The organism is Nocardioides xinjiangensis (assembly GCF_017916455.1).
Taxonomy (GTDB): domain Bacteria; phylum Actinomycetota; class Actinomycetes; order Propionibacteriales; family Nocardioidaceae; genus Nocardioides; species Nocardioides xinjiangensis.
This window is the reverse complement of the sequence record NZ_JAFMSY010000001.1, coordinates 217105-237291: the sequence shown is the minus strand read 5'-3', so window position 1 is coordinate 237291 and position 20187 is coordinate 217105. Positions and strand designations below refer to the sequence as shown.

The following is a 20187-nucleotide window of genomic DNA, read 5'->3' as shown; positions in this document are numbered from 1 at the left end:
GGACGAGGTGTCGCGGTCAGTCATAGCCGGCCTCCAGGCACCAGCCGTCCGGCGCGCTCACCAGCAGCCAGGCGCGACCGTCGGCGCCGACCATCTGGAACCGGGCCGTCGGGCCGGACCCACCCGACCACCACCCCTCGTCGGTGGGCCACGGGCCGGCCCAGGCGGTCACGGGCTGCCACGGCAGGACCCCGCCTCCCACGCGGAAGCGCCGGGGCTCGCCCGTGACGACGCCGCGGTCGGTGACGCGCACCTCGCGCCCCGCGTCGTCGACCACCTCGGCGGCCGGAGGTGAGGCGAACACCCGCACCGGCGCCGGACCCGGCACCCGCCCGGGCCACGGCCGGTCGACCGGGCGCAGGTCGACGGCCCGCTCGCCCCACGGCACGAGCGCCTGGCGCGCCCCGGGGCTGCGGCCGCCCTGCAGCACCGGTCGGCGGACCGCATCGAAGCCCACCATGCCCTGCACCCGCGCCACCCCGCGCTCGACGAGGTCGTCGGAGGCCGCGCCCCACAGCGCCTCGCCGTGGGCCGCGGCCGGCTCGACGACCTCCGGCACGAACCGCACCCGGTCGACGGGGGCACGCACCGTGCCGGTCTGCTTGCGCGAGCGCAGCGCGCCGCTGGCTCCGCTGGTGGATCCGGCCGACTGCAGCTGCCAGTGCACCCGGTCGACGAGGTCTCGCGCGCCGAAGTGGCGCGGGTGCAGCCAGGTGCGGGACGAGCAGACGACGCCGTCGGACTCCGCCTCGACGCGCACCCCCGTGGCGACGAGCTGGTGGTGCGCCAGCTGGGACACGAGCCGCTCGGCGGTCGTGCGGACGCTGAAGGTGATGGCCTCGACCGAGTCCAGGGGTGGCTCGAACACGACCTCGGCGTCGAGCTCGGGCGGGGGCGTGCGGGCCGAGAACAGCGTGCGGTCCTCGCCCCGCGCCCGGCGCCTGACCTCGGCCCCGTAGGTGCCGAGCCGGTGCTCGACGGCGTCGCCCGGGAGGTCGGCGAGGTCGCCCAGCGTGCGCAGTCCGAGCCGCTGCAGCAGGCTGACCAGCTCGCGCCCGCGCGGCCCGTCGTCCTGCAGCACGTGCACGGGCAGGCCGCGCAGGAACGTCGCCGAGCCGCCCTCGGGGACGACCGCCCACGCCTGCACCTCGGCCGTGCGGGCGGCGCGCTCGGCGGTGAACAGGTCGTCGGCGATGCCGATGCGCACGTCCCACACGCCACTCTCGACCAGGGCCTGGCACACGGTGGCGGCGGCGTCGGTCTCGGTGCCGTACCAGCTCCCGGGGGCGCGGACGGCGAGCAGGCCGGGTCGCAGGGCCGCGACGCCGGGACGCAGGTCCTCCACGACGGCGAGCACCGGCTCGAACGCCCGGGCGTCGCGGTCGGGGTTCGCGGGCAGGAGGACCAGCTCGGGACACCGGGACTGCGCGTCGCGACGGCGCTGTCCGCGTCGTACGCCCTCGGCGCGTGCCGGGCCGTTGCACACCTCCACCACGTTGGCCGACAGCACGGCCGCGGGGGAGCGGGGCGACCGCTCGGCCTCGTCGAGTGCGGCGACCACCGACCAGTCGGGGCACCACACGACCATCACGCGCATGTGAGCCGCACCTGACCCGTCATCCCGAGACCCGGCGGATCTCGCGCACCTGCCGGTCGAGGCGGTGCACGCCGGGCCACGACAGGTCGGCGCGCTCGGGCGGGCGCGCCCCCCGGCGCACGACGACGCGCGCCCGACGCTCCTCCAGCTGACCGGTGCCGGACCCCGGCCCCGTCCAGCCGGTCTCCTCGACGCTCACCCGCGCCTCCACGCGGGGCCACTGGCCGTGGACCACGAGCACGGCCGAGCGGGTGCGCAGCCGCGAGTCGAGGATGCCCGCTGCCCTCTCGTCCACGGACGCCGGAGGCCGCAGGACCACCACCCGCAGCACGTCGACCAACGCGGCGGTCACCTCCAGCCAGTGCTCACCCGGGTCGGGCACCAGCACGGTGCGCGAGAGCTCGACGCCCAGCTCGGCGGCGGCCTCCACCCCGAAGTCGGGGCAGCCGGCGAACCCCACCCACTCGCCGGCCTGGGACGCTCCCGCCGCGAGAGCCAGGGCGAGCGAGGCGGAGTCCACCGAGTAGGTCGCCCCGGCGTGGAGCGGCACCAGGCCGGCCAGCCCCGGCAGCGTCGGGACGGGCTGGCCCGCCGGCTTGTGCTCCATGGCGGCGACCCGCTGGCGCAGCTGCTCCACGACGTCGCGGCGCTGGTCGAGCGCGGCGACGGAGCGGCTGGTGGACACCGGTCCATGATCGAACACGTGTTCGAACGAGTCAAGCGGGCACCGGAATCGTACGGCGGTCCCGGCCCTCACCGGGCGGCCGGCTCACCCGCCGGGCGACCACCGCACGACCAGCAGCGCCACGTCGTCCTCGGGACGGTCCTCGATCATGCCCTCGAGCAGCCGGTCGCAGAGGGTCTCGATGTCCTCGGTCGTGGCGGCCAGCATCCGCAGGAGGTCGGCGAGCGCCTCCACGCCTGCGTCGATGTCGCGGTCCCGGCGCTCGACGAGCCCGTCGGTGTAGAACACCAGCGTCGCCCCGGGCTCCAGCCGCCGCACCTGCTCCGCGCGGGCGACGTCGGGGTCGAAGCCGAGCAGGAGGTCGTTGTCGTCGACCTCGGCGAGGAGGGTCACCGCCCCGTCGGGCGTGAGCAGGAGCGCCGGCGGGTGCCCGGCGTGGGCCCAGCGCACGGACACGCCCCGCTCGTGCTGCGCGGCGAGGCCTGCGTCGCGCTCGAGCCGCGCCACCACGGCGGTGGCGGTCGTGCCGAGCTGCAGCGAGTCCATGACGGTGTCGACCCCGGACAGGATCGCCGCGGGGGCGTCGCCGCTGTGCACTGCCACACCGCGCAGCAGGCCGCGGACCTGTCCCATGGCGGCGGCCGCCTCCACGTCGTGCCCGACCACGTCGCCGACCACCACGACGACGTCGGGCGAGGTGGCGGGGTCGCCCGGCTGCAGGAACGCGTCGTACCAGTCGCCGCCGATCCTGGCGACGTCCCCGGCAGGGGCGTAGCGGGTGGCGATCTCCAGGTCCTCCGCCGGCGGCGGCTCGGTGAGCATGCTGCGCTGCAAGGCCTCGGACACGTCGCGCTGCCCGGCGTAGAGGCGGGCGTTGTCCAGGGCGAGGGCGGCCCGGGACCCGATGTCCTGGAGGAGGACCACGTCGTCGTCGCCGAACGCGGGCCTCCCCGGCCCGCGGAAGACGCTGACGACGCCGACCGTGCGGCCGCGGGCGCGCAGCGGCACGACGGCGGCCGACGCCGGGTCGAGCAGCCGCAGCCTGTCGCGAGCCGGTCCCGGGACCAGCACGGCGGCGACCTGCTCCGCAGCGTGGGTCTCCATCAGCACCGGCGTCATCTCGCGGATGGTGAGCGCGAGGTAGGACTCGTCGGTCATCGCCGTGAGCCGCAGGGACGCGTACTCGCGCAGCACCGGCTCGAGGTGGGGATCGGCGTGCGCCCAGCCGACGTCGCGCAGCGCCCGACGCCAGTCGGCGGCGTTCGGGTCCTCGACCAGGGTGACCAGGCACCAGTCGGCGAGCTCGGGGACGAGGTGGGTGGCCAGGCGGCTGACGCCCTCGACGGGGTCGAGCGTCGCCGTCAGGGCCTCGGAGACCGACGCCAGCAGGGCCAGCCGGTGCGCGGAGCGATCGAGGGCGTCCTGGGCGGCGCGTCGCGCGCTGATGTCGACGAAGTAGACCGCGAGCCCCTCCGGCGAGGGCCAGGCGCGGACCTCGTACCAGGCGTCGAGCGGCGGGGGGTAGTACGCCTCGAACGACACCGGCGAGCCGGAGTCGGCGGCGCCGCGGTAGTGCTGCTCGAACGGGCTCCCCACGGCGGCGGGGAAGGCCTCCCAGATGCTCCGGCCGACCAGGTGCACCCTGGTCGCCCCCAGCAGCCGCTCCGCCTCGGAGTTGACGTAGGTGAAGCGCCAGGCGTGGTCGAGCTGGAAGAACGCGGACGACATCGACTCGAGCACCCGGGCGATCCGCGCCTCGCCCTCGCGGACGTCGGTGGTGTCGTACGCCGCCCCCACCAGCCGCGCGGCCGGTCCGCCAGGCTGGTCGGACAGGGCGCGTCCGCGAGCCTCGATCCAGCGCACGCCGCCGTCGGGGAGCACGACGCGGTACTCGGCGTCGTAGTCGCCGCAGGTCGACACGGCGCGCTCGAGCGCCGCGCTCACGCGGGGCAGGTCGTCGGGGTGGACGCACTGGTTGAAGGCCTCGATGGTCCCGCCGAAGGTGTCCTCGTCCAGCCCGAACAGCTCGAGCAGCCGGCCGTCCCACCGCAGCTGCCCGCTCACGAGGTCCCACACGAAGGCGCCGACGCCGGCCGCGTCGACGGCCAGCCGCCACGCCACCCGGTCGCTCTCGGCGTCGAGGGGCTGGCGGTCCCGGGGTCGCGACGCAGCGTCGTCGGTCACGTGGGTCGTCCTCCAGCGGGCGGTCGGGGCAGCCCGGGTCATGGAGGTGCCGGTGCCCAGCCTGTCACACCAGTCCTCACGCGGGCAGGCGAACGGCGCAACCCGCCCTGCTCAGTCGTCGGCGCCGCCCGCCGACGGCGGCCGGGCGGCCGGCGGCAGGTCGGCCTCGGGAGCAGCGGTCGCCGCGAGCGGGTCCTCGGGCAGCTGCTCCACCTGGGCGCGGCACCACACCGACACCTCCCTGCTCCCGTCGAGCACGGCGGCGCGGAAGTCGCTCCAGGACTCCCAGCCGGCGGCGCCCACCTCCGTCGGGTCCGCGGTGACGGGACCCTCGGCGGTGCCCACGTAGACGGGACAGATCTCGTTCTCCACCACCCCCGCCTGCTCGGCCCGGTAGCGGAACCGCGGCAGCACCAGCCGGAGGTCGGTGACGGTGGTGCCGAGCTCCTGCCGCACCCGTCGCCGTACGGCCTCGTCGAGCGCCTCGCCGGGCCCGGGGTGGCCGCAGCAGCTGTTGGTCCACACCCCGGGGAACGTCGCCTTGTCGGTCGCCCGCTGCGTGACGAGGACCCGGCCCTCGCCGTCGAACAGGTAGCACGAGAACGCCAGGTGCAGCGGGGTCTCGGCGTGGTGGACCGTGGCCTTGTCGGCGGTGCCGACGGCGCGTCCCTCCTCGTCGAGCAGCACCACCAGCTCACGGGCGGGCTGGGTGTCGGGCTGGGTGTCGGGCTGGGTGTCGGTCATGCGGGCCTCCCCACGGGTCGGGCGAGCTGGTTGACGGCGGCGGAGAAGAGCCAGGGCAGCCGGGTGGCCGCCGGCACCAGGCCGCGGCGCACCGGCGGGTGCGCGGTCGCGCGCAGCAGCGCGAGGGTGAGCAGCTCGTGCCGCCGCACCAGGCGGCGCGCCTGCGCCTCGTAGTGGTCGGGCCGGCCGGCGGCGAGGCAGGCGACGGCCGCGCGCGCCTGCGCGAGGCCGAGGGCGATGCCCTCCCCGGTGAGCGCGTCGACGTAGCCGCCGGCGTCGCCGACCAGCAGCACGCGTCCGGCCGACCGGGCGCGCGCCCGCTGGCGGAGCGGGCCGGCGCCGAGCACCCGGGTCCGGGCGCCGGTGAGGCGCTCGCGCAGGCGCGGGAAGTCGTCGAGCAGGTCGTCGAACCGCGAGCCGGCCTCACCCAGCACGGCCACGCCGACGAGGTCGTCGTCGACCGGCGTGACGTAGGCCTCGGCGCGGTGCGACCAGTGCACCTCGACCAGCTCGGTCCAGGGCGCCTGCTGGACGTGGCAGCGCTGGCCGAACCGCCGCCGGGTCGCGGGCGGCCCGTCGAGCCCCACGAGGCGGCGCACGGGGGAGTGCAGCCCGTCGGCGGCGATGAGGTGGCGGACCGGCTCGCCGTCGACGAGGAGGTGGTCGCCGGCGTCGCCGACGTCGGTGACCGCGCGGGCCTCGACGGCGATGCCCGCCTCGGCGAGCCGCTGGGCGAGGGCGTCGTGCAGGACGGTGCGGCGCACGCCCCTGCCCGGACCGGCGGTGAAGCGCGCGGTGGCCCCGGCCCCCGTACCGTCGAGGTAGTGGATGCCGGCGAGGTGCCGGCCGCGGGGGTGCACGCCGATCCGGGCCAACTCGGCGACGGCCCCGGGCATGAGCCCCTCGCCGCACGCCTTGTCGATGGGCCCGGTGCGTGGCTCGCGCACCACGACGGACAGGCCCGCCCGGTGGGCGTGCAGCGCCGCCGCCATCCCGACCGGGCCGCCGCCGGCCACGACGAGGTCACGCACCCCCGGCTCCCGAGGGCAGGGTGGAGAGGGCGGCGTCCTCGACGCGGATGCGGACGGCGAGCAGGACGGCGTTGAGCACGGTGAAGACGAGCGCGGTGACCCAGGCGGCGTGCACGAGGGGCAGGGCGACGCCCTCGACGACCACGGCCACGTAGTTGGGGTGGCGCATCAGCCGGTACGGCCCGGAACGGACGGGGGCCAGCCCGGGCACGACGATGACGCGGGTGTTCCAGCGTCGCCCGAGGGTGGCGATGCACCACCACCGCAGGGCCTGCGACGCGACGACCAGCGCGAGCATCGACCAGGCGAGCAGCGGGGGCACGTCCGGACGGCGGACCCAGGCCTCGACCAGCGCACCGACGAGCAGGCCGGTGTGGAGCACGACCATGAAGGGGAAGTGCCCGAGCCCGGACTCCACGCCGCCCCGCTCGCGGCTCCAGGCGGCGTTGCGCGTGGAGACGACCAGCTCGGCGACGCGCTCGAGCCCGACGAGGGCGACGAGGACGGTGAAGGCGAGCAGACCGGTCACGACGCCGCCCGCAGCAGCACGAGCTCCGAGCAGAACCCCGGGCCCATCGCCATGAGCACGCCGCGGGTGCCGGGTGCCGGCGGGCGGTCGCGCATCGTGTCCTCGAGGACGTGCAGCACCGAGACCGACGAGAGGTTGCCGACCCGGGCCAGCGAGTCCCACGTGAGCTGCACGGCGTCCCGGGGCACCTCCAGCGCCTCCTCCAGCGCCTCGATGACCTTGGGTCCGCCCGGGTGGCACACCCACCAGTCGATGTCCGCGCGGGTGAGCGCGTGGTCGGCCAGGAAGGCGTCCACGTCGCGGCGGAGGTAGCGCCCGACGAGGGTGGGCACCTCGGCGTCGAGCACGATGCGCAGCCCGTTGCCCGTCACGTCGAACCCCATCGTGCGCTCGCTGTGGGGGTAGAGCCGGCTGCGGGAGTCGAGCACCTCCACCGGCCCCGGGCGCACGGAGTCCCCGACCGCCACGACGGCGGCCGCGCCGTCGCCGAAGAGCCCGCTGGCGACGAGGTTCGGCACGGAGACGTCGTCGCGCTGCACGGTCAGCGAGCACAGCTCCACCGCCACGAGGACAGCGGTGTGCCCCGGGTGGCCCAGCAGGTAGTCGTGGACGCGGGCGATGCCTGCGGCCCCGGCGACGCAGCCGAGGCCGACGAGCGGCATGCGGCGCACGTCCTCGCGCAGCCCGACCTGCCCGGCGATGCGGGCGTCGAGGGAGGGCACCGCCAGCCCCGTGACGGTGGCGGTGACCACCAGGTCGACGTCGGACGGCGTGAGGTCGGCGGCCTTGAGGGCGTCCTCGAGGGCGCGCGAGCCCAGCTCGACGGCGTGCTCGATGAACCGGTCGTTGGCGTGGCCGAAGTCGCCGAGATCGGCGTACTCCTCGAGGGGGAGCACCGTGTGGCGTCGCTCGACGCCCGCGTTGGCGTGGAACCGGCGCAGCAGCGCCCGGTCGACGCCGCCCTGCGTGCCGACCACCTCGGAGAACGCCTCGGTGATCTCCGCCTGCGAGTGGGAGTGCGCGGGCAGCGCGCCCCGCACGGAGAGGATCCTCATGTCAGCCACCTCGGGGTTTGGGGGTCGGGAGCAGGTCGGTCGGGAGCAGGTCGGCCGAAGCGTGGGTCGGTCGGTCGCAGCAGGCCGCCGACCAGCCCTCGGGCCAGTCGGGCGTCGATGCGGCCGGCGCCGAGGCCGAGCTCGACGAGGGTGTCGAACACGTGGCGGTCACGCCCGGCGGCCCGGATCCCGGCGTCCACCACGCGCGGCGAGCGGGACAGGCGCGACGCGGCCCACGTGTGCCGCAGGTGGGCACCGAGCATGCCGCGGACGGCACGGCGGTGGCGCGCACCCGCGCCCGCCGGGTCGCCGGCCGCCACCGCGCGCGCGGCGTGGCGCCCCGCGGCGATGCCCGTCGCGACGGCGTAGTAGATGCCCTCGCCGGTCATCGGGTTGACGAGCCCGGCCGCGTCGCCGGCAAGGAGCACGGCTCCGTCGGGCTGGTCCCACCGCCACGTGCTCAGCGGCAGGTGGTGCCCGCGCCAGTCCGTGCCGGTGGCCGCCGCGCCCGGCACCAGCCGCTCGAGCTCGCCGAGCAGCAGCCGCCGGCTGGGCGCGGGCGAGCCGGCGCCCCCGCCCGGGAGCAGCTCGCCGTAGCCGACGTTGGCCAGCCCGTCGCCGCGGTCGAAGGCCCAGGCGTACGACGGCTGGCCGCGGTGGCCGTAGCGGATCACCTGCCGCCCGGCCAGCTCCGGCGGGGTCGGGGCGTAGCCGCGGATGGCGATGGCGCGAGGCTGCCGGCGCCCGCCGAGCAGCACGCTGCGGACCAGGGAGTGCGCGCCGTCGGCGCCCACGACGACCTCCGCGCCGATCTCGCCGGACACGAGCGGCGCGCCGGGTCCGGTCGACAGCGAGGAGGCCCGGTGTCGGCGCAGGACGGCACCGGCGGCGACGGCGTGCTCGACCAGCCGGGCGTCGAGGACGCGGCGCGGCACCACGTGGACCTCGCGCCGCATGGGACCGGAGACCGTGACGTCGCCACGCGAGAGCTCCAGGTCGCGCAGCGGCCGCCAGCCGTCGACGACGTCCCCGGCACCGACCTCCGCGAGCGCGTCGAGCACGTGGGGGGCGATGCCGTCGCCGCACGACTTGTCCCGCGGGAAGTCGGCGCGGTCCAGGAGCAGCACCCGCAGGGACGGGTCCTCGGCGAGGGCACCGAGCGCGGCCGACGAGCCGGCGGGGCCGGCCCCCACGACCACGACGTCCCAGTGCTCCCGCGGCACTTCGGGCCGCTCGCCCCCGGTCATCGCGCGACCACCAGCAGCAGGGCGTCGACGAGCGCGACCGCCACGGCCGCCACGAACGGCGTCCGGCCGCGGCTCCTGACGACGACCGCGCCCAGCACCAGGACGACGACGCCGACCCCCACCGCGACCGGGATCGGGGGAGCGGCGCCCACCAGCGCGACCGCGGACGCCGCGACGAGCACCGCGGCGGCGACCGGCGCGATGCGACCGCGGCCCAGCCGGTGGGGCAGGCCGCGCACGCCCGTGGCGGCGTCGTCGTCGAGGTCGGGCAGGACGTTCAGCAGGTGGGCGCCCACGCCGAGGAGCGCGGCGGCGACGGGCCACCACCACGGCGGCGCCTCGCCGTCGGCGAGGGTCACGACAGCCGTCAGCCCGCCGAAGGTGACCGCGTAGGGCACCCACGACCAGACGGTGGCCTTGAGGCCGAGGTTGTAGGCCCAGCCCGACGCCGTGCACACCAGGTGCAGCAGTCCGGCGCGGGGGCCGAGCGCGACCGACAGAGGGATGCACGCAGCCACGGCGCCCAGGCAGGCGACCCGCACGGCGGTGACCGACGCGGCCCCGGTCGCCAGCGGCTTGTCGGTCCGGCCTGCCGTGCGGTCGCGGGCCCGGTCGACGAGGTCGTTGCTCCAGCCGATCGAGAGCTGCCCGGCCAGCACGGCGGCCACCACGAGGATCCCGCGGCCGGCGGCCAGCCCCTGCGCGAGCACCAGCAGCCCGACCAGGACGGTGACTGCGAGGGCCGGCCCGGGGTGCGCGGCGACGACGACGCCGCGCAGCGCGGAGGCGTCCGGCACCCGGTCAGGCGCCACGCCGGCAGTCACGGCGACCTCCGTCGGTTCCGGCCGGTCCCCGGGTGCGTCCCTCGAGTGGTCTCGCCGTCACGACGCCTCCCCGATCCGGCGCCCACCCGGCGGGCGTGCTCCCGACGGCCGGGCCGTCCTGTCGCCCGGAGGTACCCGGGCCACGGACGTCCATGCGCACCGGTCGCGGCGTCGCCGGACGCCGTGCGCCGCCAGCGCGCCCAGCGACGCGACCAGCCAGCCGGCCAGCACGTCGACGACGTAGTGCTCGCCGGTGTGGACGAGGGTCGCCGCCATGGCGAGCGCGTACGCCGCGAGCAGGGCGCGCCCGACCAACCGGACCGACCGCCACAGGAACAGCGCCGCGAGGAGGGCGGCTCCGGCGTGGAGCGACGGCATGGCGGCCACCGGGTTGCTGCCCGACTGTCCCAGCTCCACCAGCCGGGCCACCGCGTCGAGTCCCAGGTGCTCCCAGCCGACGTGGGAAATCCGGTCCACGGTGCCGATGTCGCCGCGGTCGGAGGCCAGCCACGGCGGGGCGGCCGGGTAGACCAGGTAGGTCGCGATGCCGAGCAGCGACATGGTGAGCACGGCGGTGAGCCACTCCCCGAAGCGCTCACGCAGGCGGAACCACACCACCGCCGTGATCAGCGGGATGGTCACGAAGTGGGTGATGTACACGACCGCGGCGACCGCGTCCCACCAGTGGGTGGACCCGTCGACGAGCCGCTCCTGGAGCCAGACGCTCGGGACCGTGCCGAGGAGTGCCTCGTCCCCGCGTGCCGGGCCGAGGACGTGGAGCCGGGCGCCGATGCGGTTGGTGTCGGCGCCGTCGCCGGTGCCGAGCGGGGCGGTGATCCACTGCGCGACCCAGTAGGCGACGAGGATGGCGCTCAGCGGCGACCACGCGATGAGGAGCTGCGCGACGGGGCCGTGCCGCGAGGAGTCGTGGCCCTGCTGCGGCTCGTCCTCGTGCGGGCCGGCCGCGGGCACGCGGTCGACGAGGGTGCGTCCCTCGCCGCTCCGGTCCGTCGGTCGCCCGGTCATGCGGTGCCCCGGGGCTGCTCGAGCCGGCTGATCAGCGCCTGCGTGCGGAAGCGGTTGTAGCGCTGGACGAGGATGAACGGCATGTTCACGAGCACCCCGTAGGCGACGAGCAGCGTCGCCGCGAGCGGCGGGTTCCAGAGCACGAACAGCGGGCCGCACCACATCGCCCACCAGTGCGTCAGCTCCGCGCGCCGGGTCTCGCGCACGAACACCCGCAGGCCGTCGACGTCGCGCGCGGGCAGCTCGCGCTTGCTGATGCCGCCGGCGAACAGGGCCCCGGCCTCGGGGAGCCGGTCCTTCCAGCGGTGGATCCCCAGACGGCGCCGGTACCAGCGGCCGCCCTGCTCGAAGCGCCGCTCACGCAGGCCCCAGCCGTCGCGGGCGAGCCGGTGCTCCCCGAGGCGGTGCGCGGCGTACCCGGTGGCGGCGTGGAAGACACCCCAGGCGACCACGTCGACCACGACGGTCACCGTCTGGGGCAGCACGAGTCGCAGCATCAGGCCGCCCTCCCGGCGGACCCGCCGCGGGCGAGGTCCACCTCCCTGCCGCGCCACGGCACGGCCCGGCGCACGGCGGTGAGGGCCGCCGACCTGGCGAAGATGAGGTCGAAGGCCAGCAGCGGCAGCGGGAAGAGCAGCCACGCCCACCAGCGGAACGTGCCGACGCGCCGGAGCAGCCAGCGCAGGTGCAGTGCGGTGCCGAGGTAGGCCAGCGCCCAGAGCAGCGGGCTGCCCGCGACCAGGGCGCCGCCGGCACCGGTCGTGACGGCCACGAGGGACACGATCGCGCCGACCGCGACGGCGTGGTGGGCGCTGACCCACGCGACGGTCGCCAGCGTCGCGCCGGGCGCCGCCGACGACGCACCCGAGGCGATGTTCTTCGTCCACCCCGCGGCGAGCTGTCCGATCCCGCCCGGGTAGCTCCGCATCCGCAGGCTGGTCCCGCCGACGGCGCACCAGACGGGCAGCCCGGCGCGGAAGTACGCGGCGGCCAGCGCTGCGTCGTCGAGGATCTCTCCGCGCACTCCCTCGTGGCCGCCAGCACGCTCGAGGTCGCCGCGCGACGTCAGCAGGCACGGCCCGAAGGCCATGGGTACGGTCGCGGGGCGGCGGGTGAACGCCGAGCTGGCCATCACCGCGACGACGTTGAAGTACGCCGACAGCTGCTCGTAGGCGCGTACGACGACGTGGTGCGGCTGCACGGACACGAGCCCGCCCCGCTCCGCCCGGGCAGCGACCAGGGCGGCCAGCGCGTCGGGTGCCAGGACGGTGTCGGCGTCGAGGAACAGCAGGAGCTCCCCCCGGGTGGCGCCCGCGCCGACGTGGCAGGCCCACGCCTTGCCCGTCCATCCTTCCGGCGGTGTCCCGGCGGGCACGACCCGCGCGCCGGCGGCCCGCGCCACGCCGGCCGTGTCGTCGGCCGAGGCGTCGTCGACGACGACCACCTCGGCGGGCGGGAAGGTCTGCTCGCGCAGCGAGCCCAGCAGGTGGGGGAGGGTGCCCTCCTCGTCGCGCGCCGGCACGACGACCGACACCGTCGGGAGGGGCTCGGCGAGGAACGGGGCGAGGGACGGCGCGAGGGACGGGGGCGGCGGCAGCGTGCGCAGGTCGGCGACCAAGCGGTGCGCTCCGGCCGCCGCGGCGAGCAGGAGCAGGGCGACGACGACGTCGACGGGCGTCATGCGCGGGCCGCTCGCCGGACGAGGAGCGGCATCCCGCCGCGCGGGTGCACCGCGACCTGGGCCTGCGGGAGCGGCCGCGACCATCCGGCCGGCACCTCGAGGCGGTGCTCGCGCAGGAGCTCGGCCAACACGAGCACCATCTCGCCCAGCGCGAAGTCGCGGCCGATGCACAGCCGGGGACCCTGGCCGAAGGGAAGGTAGCCCGAGCGCACCGTGCCCTTGAGGAACCGCTCGGGACGGAACGCCAGGGGCTCGGGCCACAGGTCCGGCCGCCGGTGGACCAGCCACGGGCTGACGATGGCCAGGGTGCCGGCCGGGACCTCGCGCCCGGCCACCACGTCGGCGCCGCCGGCGCGTCGCGAGACGGCCCACGCTGGCGGGTAGAGGCGCAGCCCCTCGTCGACCACGGCACGGGTCATCGGGAGCCGCTCGCGGTGCCCGACCAGGGGGACGGGGCCGGGGTGCCCGGCGAGCTCCGCGCGCACCCGCTCCTGGTCGGCCGGGTGCTCGGCGAGGAGCATGAGCGTCCACGCGAGCGCGGCCGCGACGGTCTCGTGCCCTGCGATGACCATCGTCACCAGCTCGTCGCGGATCGCGTCGTCAGCCATGCCGCTGTCCAGCAGCAGGCCGAGGAGGTCGTCCCCGTGGGTGGCCGCGCCGGCTCGGCGGCGCCGCTCGGCGATGATCTCGGCCGCTCCGACGTCGAGGCGCCGGCGCGCCGCCCGCAGCCGCAGGTTCGTCCGGGTCGGGGCCCAGGCGGCGGTCGGGAGGATCGAGCGACCCAGCCGCACCACGAGCTCGGCGGCCTCGCTGGTCGCCTCGAGCAGGTCGTGGGCGAGCCCGGAGAGGTCGGCGCTGAAGAGCGCCCGGCCGACGGCGTCGAGCCCGATGGCGTGCGTCAGCGACGCGACGTCCACCACCTCGCCGTGCGGACCGTCGCGCAGGCCGGCCAGCCGGGCGTCGATCGCGGTGCGTGCCGCGGCGCGCACCTCATCGCCGACGGCCCCGAGCCGCTCGTGGTGGAAGGCCGGGGCGGCGAGCCTGCGGTGCTCGATCCAGCCGGGCTCGGCGGAGGCGAGGAGCCCGGGGCCGGTGACCCGGGCGAGGGCGGCGTACTGGACGGTGTCCTTGGTCCAGGTGCGCGCCGAGGCCTGCAGCACGTGCCGGACGTCGGCGGGGTCGTTGAGCAGCAGCGCCGGCGCCCCCGGCACGGGGAAGGAGACGGTGTCCCCGTGCTGCGCCGACACCGCGACGAGGAACGACAGCGGGTCGGCCCGGACCGATCGGAAGGCGCGGGCCATGTCGAGCGACGTGGGGCCCGGGACGCCGATGTCGGTGGGCTGCATCGCCTGGAGCCGGGTGGCGACGCTCATGCGCGCGCCCCGTCCCGTGGGCGACCCAGACGGGTCCAGGCCACGCAGCTGAGCAGCACCAGGCCGAAGCCGAAACCGAGGTCCTCGACGGGCGCGAACACCAGTCGCCCGTCGCCCACGAACTGCACCCGTCCGCTGCCGAGGATGGCGTCACCGGAGTAGCTCACGATGCCCCGGCCGGTCAGCCAGCCGTTGGTGAGGAGCTGGAAGAACACGATGATGGCGTAGGCCGACCACCAGTCCCGGGTCGACGTCAGGCGGGTCCGCACGACCCAGCGGTCGAGCACCAGCGCGAGCACCACGCAGGTGACGGCGATCGACGTGTAGGTCACCGGGCCTCCTCGCGGCGCCGCGGAGCCCCGGGCCGCACGCCCCGCCGGGCGGCGCGGACCCCCTCGAGCGTCAGCACCGAGACCAGGGGGATCACCACGAAGAAGCCGATCTCCTCCGGGGGGAGGCCGGCGACCCGCCACGGCAGCGTCTGCCGCTCGTCGAACCACCAGTGGCCGACGTGGGTGGCCCACAGGTCCCACAGCAGGAACGGCGTGCCGGCCAGCGCGATGGTCAGCAGCAGGCGCCGCGGCTGCCGCAGCACGCGCAGGCGGAACGCGGGCACGAGGGGAAGGGTACCGACGAGGCAGAACGCCAGCATCGCGACGTACGACCACTGCGCGAGGCTCATGCGCGCACCGGCGTGCTCGAGCGGTCGCCGCTGAGGCGCTTGAGCACGAGCTCGGCACTGATCAGGCACATCGGGAGGCCCACGCCCGGCACGGTGCTCGCGCCGGCGTAGAGCAGGCCGTCGACCTTGGCCGAGGCGTTCCCGGGGCGCAGGAACGCGCTCTGCCGCAGCGTGTGCTCCAGCCCCAGGGCACTGCCCCGCCAGGCGTTGTAGCGGACCTCGAAGTCGCGCGGCCCCACCGTGTGGCGCACCCGGACCCGGTCGCGGAGGTCGGGGACCCCTGCCCAGGAGGCGATCTGGTCGATCGCGGCGTCGGCCGTGCGCTCCACCACGGACGAGCCGTTGCCGTCGTCGCCGCCGGCCCCGATGCCCGGGTCCGCCGGCACCGGCACGAGGACGAAGAGGTTCTCGCACCCGGCGGGGGCCACCGTGGGGTCGGTCGCGGAGGGCTTGCACACGTAGATGGAGGCCGGGTCGGGGACGCGGGCGCCGGGTCCGAAGATGTCGCCGAAGTTCTGCCGCCAGTCGGAGGTGAAGAAGAGGGAGTGGTGGGTAAGCTCCGGCAGCCGGCCCTCCACGCCGAGCATCGCCAGCACCGCACCCGGGCCGGGCGAGCGGTTGCGCCAGCTCGGCGCGGGATGGGTCTGCAGCCCGGGGTCGAGCAGGGCGGTCTCGAGGTGGTGCAGGTCCGCGGCGCCGACGACGACGTCGGCCTCGATGGTCCGGCTGCCACCGTCGGCCGTGGCGTGCTGCACGCCCTGCACCTCCGCGCGCCCGCGCGCGCCGGGACGGGTGAGGATGCGCGTGACCCGGGCGCCGGTGTGCAGGCGGGCGCCGTGCCGCTGCGCGAGCGCCGCGACGACCTCGACGAGCCGGGTGAACCCGCCCTGCGGGTAGAGCACGCGGTCGCCGAGGTCGAGGCGGCTCATCAGGTGGTACATGCTCGGCGTGCGGCTGGGGGACGACCCGAGGAACACCGCCGGGTAGCCGAGGACCTGGCGCAGCCGGCGGTCGCGGAAGGACGAGGCGACGTGCCTCTCCAGGGACCGGGTCAGCAGCCGTCCCAGGCGCGGGGTGCGGCGGACCACGTCGGGGTGCAGGAAGGCGCCGGGGGAGTCGAAGCTGCTGTAGAGGAAGCGGCGCAGCGCCATGTCGTAGGTCTCGTCGGCCGAGCGGAGGTAGGCGTCGAAGCGGTCGCCCGCGCCGGGCTCGAGCGACTCGAAGAGCGCGCGGTTGTGCGCCCGGTCGGGGCGGAGGTCCACCGGGTCGGGGTACCCCTCGAAGAAGACGCGGTAGCTCGGGTCGAGCACGGTGAGGTCCAGCTCGGCCTCCGTCGAGGTGCCGAGGAGGTCGAAGAAGTGGTCGAAGACCTCGGGCATGAGGTACCACGAGGCGCCGGTGTCGAACCGGAAGCCGCCGCGCTCGACGCTCCCGACGCGGCCGCCGAGGTCGGCGTTCTTCTCCAGCAGGTCGACGCTGTGCCCACGCGACGCCAGGAGCGCCGCGGTGGCCAGCCCGGCGATGCCACCACCGACGACCACGACGCGCAGCGACGCGCCGTCGCCGGCGGGACCGGCGGTCACGAGCCACCCCCGCGGAGGGCGCCGGCGACGAGCCGGAGCTTCACCGGGGTGGGCACGCGCACGCGCGTGCGGCGGATCTCCGGCGCCGGGGTCGCGCGCAGCCGGCAGGCGAGCTCCGCGAACGTCGCGTGGGCGGCGCGCACCGCGCGCCTGCTGCTCGGCGGGAGGTCGGGGACGACGGCGGCCGCAGCAGCCAGGTCGGCGTCGATGTCGTCGAGGATCCGGTCGCGGTCGGCGTCGCAGAACGCGTCGACGTCGAGGCCGGGGAAGTAGTCACGGCGCAGCACGTCGTGGTCGTCGGCGAGGTCGCGGACGAAGTTGAGCTTCTGGAACGCCGCTCCCAGGCGCTGCGCGCCCGGCGCCAGCTCGTCGTACGGGCGGGTGCCGCTGCGCGCGTCGGGGGCGGCCAGGAACGCCCGCAGGCACATCAGCCCGACGACCTCGGCGGAGCCGTGGACGTAGCGCTCGAAGGTGTCCTGGGTGTGCGCGGTGGTGTCGAGGTCCATCCGCATGGAGGCGAAGAACGGGGCCACGACGTCGTCCTCGATCCCGACGCCGAGCGCCGTGCGCGCGAACGCGTGGACCACGAGGTTGCCGCTGTAGCCCGTGCGCAGCGCGTGCCGGACGTCGTCCTGGAGCCACTCCAGCATGGTCGAGCGGGCCGCCCGGTCGAGCGTGGGGTCGGGGTTGTCGACGATCTCGTCGGCCACCCGCACGAGCGCGTAGATGTTGCGCACCTGGGTGCGCACCGGCTCCCCGAGGAGCCGCGAGGCGAGCCCGAAGGAGCTGGAATACTCCCGGATCACGATCGCGGAGCTGGCCTCGGAGACCGCGTCGTAGAGGCTGCGAGGGGCGCTGCGGCCCACGAAGAAGGTCATGCCGCCGCCCCGCTTCCGTCGGCCAGGACGAAGGGAGCCGCGCCCACCTGGTCGAGCAGCTCGTGCGGGACGCCCAGCGCCTCGAGCACCGCCCGCGCCTCGGCGAGGTGCCGCACGGCCAGGTCCTCGACGAACTGCCGCGATCCGCTCGCGACGAGCAGCTCGCGCACCTCGCCCAGCTCCCCGGGGTCGAGGTCGCGCCCGAGGTAGCCCCGGATGCGGTCCCACTCGGCGGTGGAGCGGGCGTGCACGACGAGCGGGGTCTGCTTGCGGGTGCGCAGGTCGCTCGTCGCGCTCTTGCCCGAGCTCGCCGGGTCGCCGAACACCCCGATGAGGTCGTCCGCGAGCTGGAACGCGACCCCCATCGCGCGGCCGGCCTCGCCGAGCCGGGCCGTCGTGCGCGCGTCGGCACCGGCGAGGAGGGCGCCGGCCTGGAGCGGGAGCGAGAAGGAGTAGGCGCCGGTCTTCTGCGCCTCCATGGCCAGGCTCTGCGCCAGCGAGGCGTCGGCCACGCCCATCGAGAGCCGGACGTCGGCCAGCTCGCCGGCAGCGGTGGCGTGGAGGGCGTCGTCGAAGAGGTCGAGCAGGCGGTCCACGACGGCGGGGGCGGCCCCGCAGGTGGCGACGGCACGCACGGCCGCGGTGAGGGCGAGGTCCCCGGCCAGGATGGCGGCGGTCAGTCCGTAGTCGGCGGCCGCCTGGGGGCCGGCGCCGTCCACGCCCGCCAGCGCGCGGAACGTCCCGCTGACGTTGGGGCGGCCGCGGCGCACGTGGTCGCCGTCGATGACGTCGTCGTGGATGACGAAGGCGGTGTGCAGCAGCTCGACGGCCGCACCGACCTCCGCGGCGGCCTCCGGCGACGTGCCGCCGAGGGCGTCGTGCGTGGCGACGAGCAGGGCGGGCCGGAACCGCTTGCCGCCCTCGGCGGCGGCGCTGAGCGCCTCCCACAGCAGGGCGTGGTGCGGGTCGGTCGCCGCCGCCCGCCTGCGCCCGTCGTCGAGCAGGCGCTGCAGCGCCAGGTCCGTCCCGCTCCCGATCATCTGGTCCTCCCCAGGTCATGTCAGGTCGTCCCAACCTATGCGACCAAACCTATGCAACACTTCCAACCAAATCTAGGCGTGAGGTGAAGGAGTGGGCGAATGGCTGCCGGTTCACGTGTCACCCTGACCATCGGCGACCTCGCCCAGAGGACCGGAGTCCCGATCACGACCCTCCGGAGCTGGGAGCGGCGCTACGGGTTCCCACGGCCCAGCCGCCGGGCGGGCGGTCACCGCCGGTACAGCGAGGCCGACGTGGACGCCGTGCTGGCGGTGCAGGCGCGCCGGCGTGCGGGCCTGTCGCTTGCGGCGGCGGTGCAGCGCGCGGTGCAGCAGGTCGAGGCCCCGGCCGCCCGCTCGGGCTCGCTCTTCGCCGAGCTGCGACGACGCCACCCCCTGCTCCGGCCGCAGGTGCTCACCCGGCGCACGCTGGTCGCGATGAGCCACGCCATCGAGGACGAGTGCTGCGCCCGGGCCGCGGACCCCCTCCTGTTCGGCGGCTTCCAGCGCGAGGACTTCCTGCGGTCCTCCTACGACCGGTGGCGCGAGCTGGCCCGCACGGCCCGGCGCGCGGTCGTCTTGGCCGACCTCGTCGACCCCGCCCCGGTGCAGCCGGGAGCGCTCGTCGAGGTGGCGCTGCCGCACGAGTCGCCGCTGAACCGGGAGTGGATCGTGGTCTGCGACGCCGCGGACCTGCCGGCCTGCCTCGTGGCGGTCGAGCGGCCCGGCCAGCCGGCCGGTCCCGGCCGCTCCTTCGAGGCGGTGTGGTCGGTGGACCCGGTCGTCGTGCGCGACGCCGGGCGGATCGCCTCGTCGCTGGCCGACGAGCTGCGCCCCGACTGGCGCAGCGGTCCGGCGCTGCCGCCCCAGCCCGACCCGGTGGCCGCGTCCGAGGACCTGCACCGCGCGATGCAGCTCTTCGACCGGGTGGTCGGCTACCTCGACGCCAGGGACGTGCGGTGACGCGCCCGGACCGCGGGTGCGGGCCGGAGCGCTCGAGCCGGGCTGACTGATCCGCCCGTCCCCGGGGTACCAGTGCGCATGCCCGACACAGATCCCTCCCCTCGCGTCGTCCTGGTCACCGGTGCGTCCAGCGGCATCGGACAGGCCGTCGCCCAACAGGCGTCGAGCCGTGGGGACCACGTCGTCCTGCTCGCCCGCGGACGAGAGGCGCTGGAGACCGTCGCCGAGTCCTGCGAGCAGCTCGGCGCGGCCTCCGTCACCGTGCAGCCCACCGACGTCAGCGTCGACGCCGAGGTGGCCGCCGCGGTGGCCACGACCATGGCCCGCCACGGACGTCTCGACGTGGTGGTCGGCAGCGCCGGCGTGGTGGCGTACGGCCGCATCGACGAGGTCCCCGTCGACGTCTTCGACCAGGTCGTGCGCACCAACCTCCTCGGCTCGGTCAACCTCGCCCGCCACGTGCTGCCGGTGCTGCGCGACCAGGACGAGGGCAGCATCGTGCTCGTCGGCTCGGTCGTGGGCCACCTGGGCGTCCCCGACATGGCGCCGTACGTCGTCAGCAAGTGGGGCGTGCGCGGCCTCGTCCGCCAGCTCCAGCTCGACAACCGCGACCGCAAGGGCGTCCGCATCGAGTACGTCGCCCCGGGCGGCGTCGACACCCCGATCTACCGCCAGGCCGCGACGTACGGCGACTCCGAGGGCCGACCGCCGTTCCCGGTCGCGACCCCCGAGCACGTCGCCGCGCGCATCCTGGCCGTGGCCGACGGCCGGCGCCGCGGCGGCCAGGTGGGGATCGCCAACGACGTGATCCGGTTCGGCTTCACCGCCCTGCCGTGGGCCTACGATCGCCTCGTGGGACCGCTCTTCGCGATCGCCGCGCAGGACCTCACCACCCCTCCGAGGTCCGGCCCGGGCAACGTGCTGGAGTCACGCCAGGAGCACAACGGGCTGCGCGGGGGACACGCCAACGCGCTCGTCGCCATGGGCGCCAACGTCGCCGAGGTGGTGCGCCGGCGGCTGAACGGCCGCTGACGCGGCGAAACCGGGGCGAGCCGCTCGGAGGGCGGC

At 76.0% G+C, this 20187-nt stretch carries 20 protein-coding genes; 2 read left to right on the top strand and 18 right to left on the bottom strand.

What is annotated here, in order from left to right:
* Positions 1-16: 16 nt before the first annotated feature.
* The 18 genes from J3P38_RS01155 to J3P38_RS01070 all read right to left on the bottom strand — a co-directional run bounded on the left by J3P38_RS01155 (position 17) and on the right by J3P38_RS01070 (position 18159).
* Positions 17-1597, bottom strand: a complete 1581-nt coding sequence (locus J3P38_RS01155) for a Y-family DNA polymerase (protein ID WP_210502433.1) — start codon at positions 1595-1597, stop codon at positions 17-19.
* Between the two features lie 19 nt (positions 1598-1616).
* The gene (locus J3P38_RS01150) at positions 1617-2282 is read right to left on the bottom strand and encodes a hypothetical protein (protein WP_210502432.1); all 666 of its coding nucleotides are present in this window, start codon (positions 2280-2282) and stop codon (positions 1617-1619) included.
* A gap of 84 nt (positions 2283-2366) precedes the next feature.
* Positions 2367-4466 (bottom strand): SpoIIE family protein phosphatase, encoded by a 2100-nt coding sequence (locus J3P38_RS01145; protein WP_210502431.1) that lies wholly within the window; start codon positions 4464-4466, stop codon positions 2367-2369.
* Positions 4467-4577: 111 nt separating this feature from the next.
* Complete coding sequence (idi, locus tag J3P38_RS01140) at positions 4578-5210, bottom strand: isopentenyl-diphosphate Delta-isomerase (RefSeq protein WP_210502430.1); 633 nt, start codon at positions 5208-5210, stop codon at positions 4578-4580.
* On the bottom strand, positions 5207-6241 hold the full coding sequence (locus J3P38_RS01135) for an NAD(P)/FAD-dependent oxidoreductase (RefSeq protein ID WP_210502429.1): 1035 nt from the start codon (positions 6239-6241) through the stop codon (positions 5207-5209). Before J3P38_RS01135 ends, idi begins: the two co-directional genes overlap by 4 nt.
* Positions 6234-6770 (bottom strand): isoprenylcysteine carboxyl methyltransferase family protein, encoded by a 537-nt coding sequence (locus J3P38_RS01130; RefSeq protein ID WP_307807634.1) that lies wholly within the window; start codon positions 6768-6770, stop codon positions 6234-6236. The genes J3P38_RS01135 and J3P38_RS01130 overlap by 8 nt, the downstream gene beginning before the upstream one ends.
* The gene (locus tag J3P38_RS01125; protein WP_210502428.1) at positions 6767-7825 is read right to left on the bottom strand and encodes a type III polyketide synthase; all 1059 of its coding nucleotides are present in this window, start codon (positions 7823-7825) and stop codon (positions 6767-6769) included. The genes J3P38_RS01130 and J3P38_RS01125 overlap by 4 nt, the downstream gene beginning before the upstream one ends.
* Positions 7822-9072, bottom strand: a complete 1251-nt coding sequence (locus J3P38_RS01120; RefSeq protein ID WP_210502427.1) for a geranylgeranyl reductase family protein — start codon at positions 9070-9072, stop codon at positions 7822-7824. The genes J3P38_RS01125 and J3P38_RS01120 overlap by 4 nt, the downstream gene beginning before the upstream one ends.
* A complete protein-coding gene (locus J3P38_RS01115) occupies positions 9069-9884 on the bottom strand; it encodes a UbiA family prenyltransferase (RefSeq protein ID WP_307807632.1) in 816 nt (271 codons plus the stop codon). Before J3P38_RS01115 ends, J3P38_RS01120 begins: the two co-directional genes overlap by 4 nt.
* 69 nt (positions 9885-9953) lie before the next feature.
* The gene (locus J3P38_RS01110; protein ID WP_210502426.1) at positions 9954-10922 is read right to left on the bottom strand and encodes a phosphatase PAP2 family protein; all 969 of its coding nucleotides are present in this window, start codon (positions 10920-10922) and stop codon (positions 9954-9956) included.
* A complete protein-coding gene (locus tag J3P38_RS01105) occupies positions 10919-11419 on the bottom strand; it encodes a glycosyl-4,4'-diaponeurosporenoate acyltransferase CrtO family protein (protein ID WP_210502425.1) in 501 nt (166 codons plus the stop codon). Before J3P38_RS01105 ends, J3P38_RS01110 begins: the two co-directional genes overlap by 4 nt.
* Positions 11419-12603 carry a glycosyltransferase family 2 protein gene (locus J3P38_RS01100; protein WP_210502424.1) on the bottom strand — a complete coding sequence of 395 codons (1185 nt, stop codon included), beginning with the start codon at positions 12601-12603 and terminating at the stop codon, positions 11419-11421. Before J3P38_RS01100 ends, J3P38_RS01105 begins: the two co-directional genes overlap by 1 nt.
* A complete protein-coding gene (locus J3P38_RS01095) occupies positions 12600-13976 on the bottom strand; it encodes a cytochrome P450 (RefSeq protein WP_210502423.1) in 1377 nt (458 codons plus the stop codon). The genes J3P38_RS01100 and J3P38_RS01095 overlap by 4 nt, the downstream gene beginning before the upstream one ends.
* Positions 13973-14308, bottom strand: a complete 336-nt coding sequence (locus tag J3P38_RS01090; RefSeq protein ID WP_210502422.1) for a lycopene cyclase domain-containing protein — start codon at positions 14306-14308, stop codon at positions 13973-13975. Before J3P38_RS01090 ends, J3P38_RS01095 begins: the two co-directional genes overlap by 4 nt.
* Positions 14305-14658 carry a lycopene cyclase domain-containing protein gene (locus tag J3P38_RS01085; protein WP_210502421.1) on the bottom strand — a complete coding sequence of 118 codons (354 nt, stop codon included), beginning with the start codon at positions 14656-14658 and terminating at the stop codon, positions 14305-14307. Before J3P38_RS01085 ends, J3P38_RS01090 begins: the two co-directional genes overlap by 4 nt.
* Positions 14655-16241: a phytoene desaturase family protein gene (gene crtI / locus J3P38_RS01080; protein ID WP_210502420.1), complete on the bottom strand. Its 1587-nt coding sequence runs from the start codon at positions 16239-16241 to the stop codon at positions 14655-14657. Before crtI ends, J3P38_RS01085 begins: the two co-directional genes overlap by 4 nt.
* On the bottom strand, positions 16238-17119 hold the full coding sequence (locus J3P38_RS01075) for a phytoene/squalene synthase family protein (RefSeq protein ID WP_210502419.1): 882 nt from the start codon (positions 17117-17119) through the stop codon (positions 16238-16240). Before J3P38_RS01075 ends, crtI begins: the two co-directional genes overlap by 4 nt.
* Positions 17116-18159, bottom strand: coding sequence for a polyprenyl synthetase family protein (locus J3P38_RS01070; RefSeq protein WP_210502418.1), 1044 nt, complete (start codon positions 18157-18159; stop codon positions 17116-17118). Before J3P38_RS01070 ends, J3P38_RS01075 begins: the two co-directional genes overlap by 4 nt.
* Before the next feature lie 99 nt (positions 18160-18258).
* Between J3P38_RS01070 and J3P38_RS17985 the strand changes: the two genes are divergently transcribed.
* On the top strand, positions 18259-19119 hold the full coding sequence (locus tag J3P38_RS17985) for a DICT sensory domain-containing protein (RefSeq protein ID WP_210502417.1): 861 nt from the start codon (positions 18259-18261) through the stop codon (positions 19117-19119).
* Positions 19120-19197: 78 nt separating this feature from the next.
* Positions 19198-20151 carry an SDR family NAD(P)-dependent oxidoreductase gene (locus J3P38_RS01060; RefSeq protein ID WP_210502416.1) on the top strand — a complete coding sequence of 318 codons (954 nt, stop codon included), beginning with the start codon at positions 19198-19200 and terminating at the stop codon, positions 20149-20151.
* Positions 20152-20187 lie beyond the last annotated feature (36 nt).

Excerpts from the sequence above, each read along its gene's own strand:
- J3P38_RS01095 (WP_210502423.1), bottom strand. The coding sequence starts at position 13,976 with ATGAGCGTCGCCACCCGGCTCCAGGCGATGCAGCCCACCGACATCGGC.
- J3P38_RS01110 (WP_210502426.1), bottom strand. The coding sequence starts at position 10,922 with ATGACCGGGCGACCGACGGACCGGAGCGGCGAGGGACGCACCCTCGTC.
- J3P38_RS01125 (WP_210502428.1), bottom strand. The coding sequence starts at position 7,825 with ATGAGGATCCTCTCCGTGCGGGGCGCGCTGCCCGCGCACTCCCACTCG.
- J3P38_RS01075 (WP_210502419.1), bottom strand. The coding sequence starts at position 17,119 with ATGACCTTCTTCGTGGGCCGCAGCGCCCCTCGCAGCCTCTACGACGCG.
- J3P38_RS01070 (WP_210502418.1), bottom strand. The coding sequence starts at position 18,159 with ATGATCGGGAGCGGGACGGACCTGGCGCTGCAGCGCCTGCTCGACGAC.
- J3P38_RS17985 (WP_210502417.1), top strand. The coding sequence starts at position 18,259 with ATGGCTGCCGGTTCACGTGTCACCCTGACCATCGGCGACCTCGCCCAG.
- J3P38_RS01085 (WP_210502421.1), bottom strand. The coding sequence starts at position 14,658 with ATGAGCCTCGCGCAGTGGTCGTACGTCGCGATGCTGGCGTTCTGCCTC.
- J3P38_RS01155 (WP_210502433.1), bottom strand. The coding sequence starts at position 1,597 with ATGCGCGTGATGGTCGTGTGGTGCCCCGACTGGTCGGTGGTCGCCGCA.
- idi (WP_210502430.1), bottom strand. The coding sequence starts at position 5,210 with ATGACCGACACCCAGCCCGACACCCAGCCCGACACCCAGCCCGCCCGT.
- J3P38_RS01100 (WP_210502424.1), bottom strand. The coding sequence starts at position 12,603 with ATGACGCCCGTCGACGTCGTCGTCGCCCTGCTCCTGCTCGCCGCGGCG.
- J3P38_RS01105 (WP_210502425.1), bottom strand. The coding sequence starts at position 11,419 with ATGCTGCGACTCGTGCTGCCCCAGACGGTGACCGTCGTGGTCGACGTG.
- J3P38_RS01060 (WP_210502416.1), top strand. The coding sequence starts at position 19,198 with ATGCCCGACACAGATCCCTCCCCTCGCGTCGTCCTGGTCACCGGTGCG.
- J3P38_RS01120 (WP_210502427.1), bottom strand. The coding sequence starts at position 9,072 with ATGACCGGGGGCGAGCGGCCCGAAGTGCCGCGGGAGCACTGGGACGTC.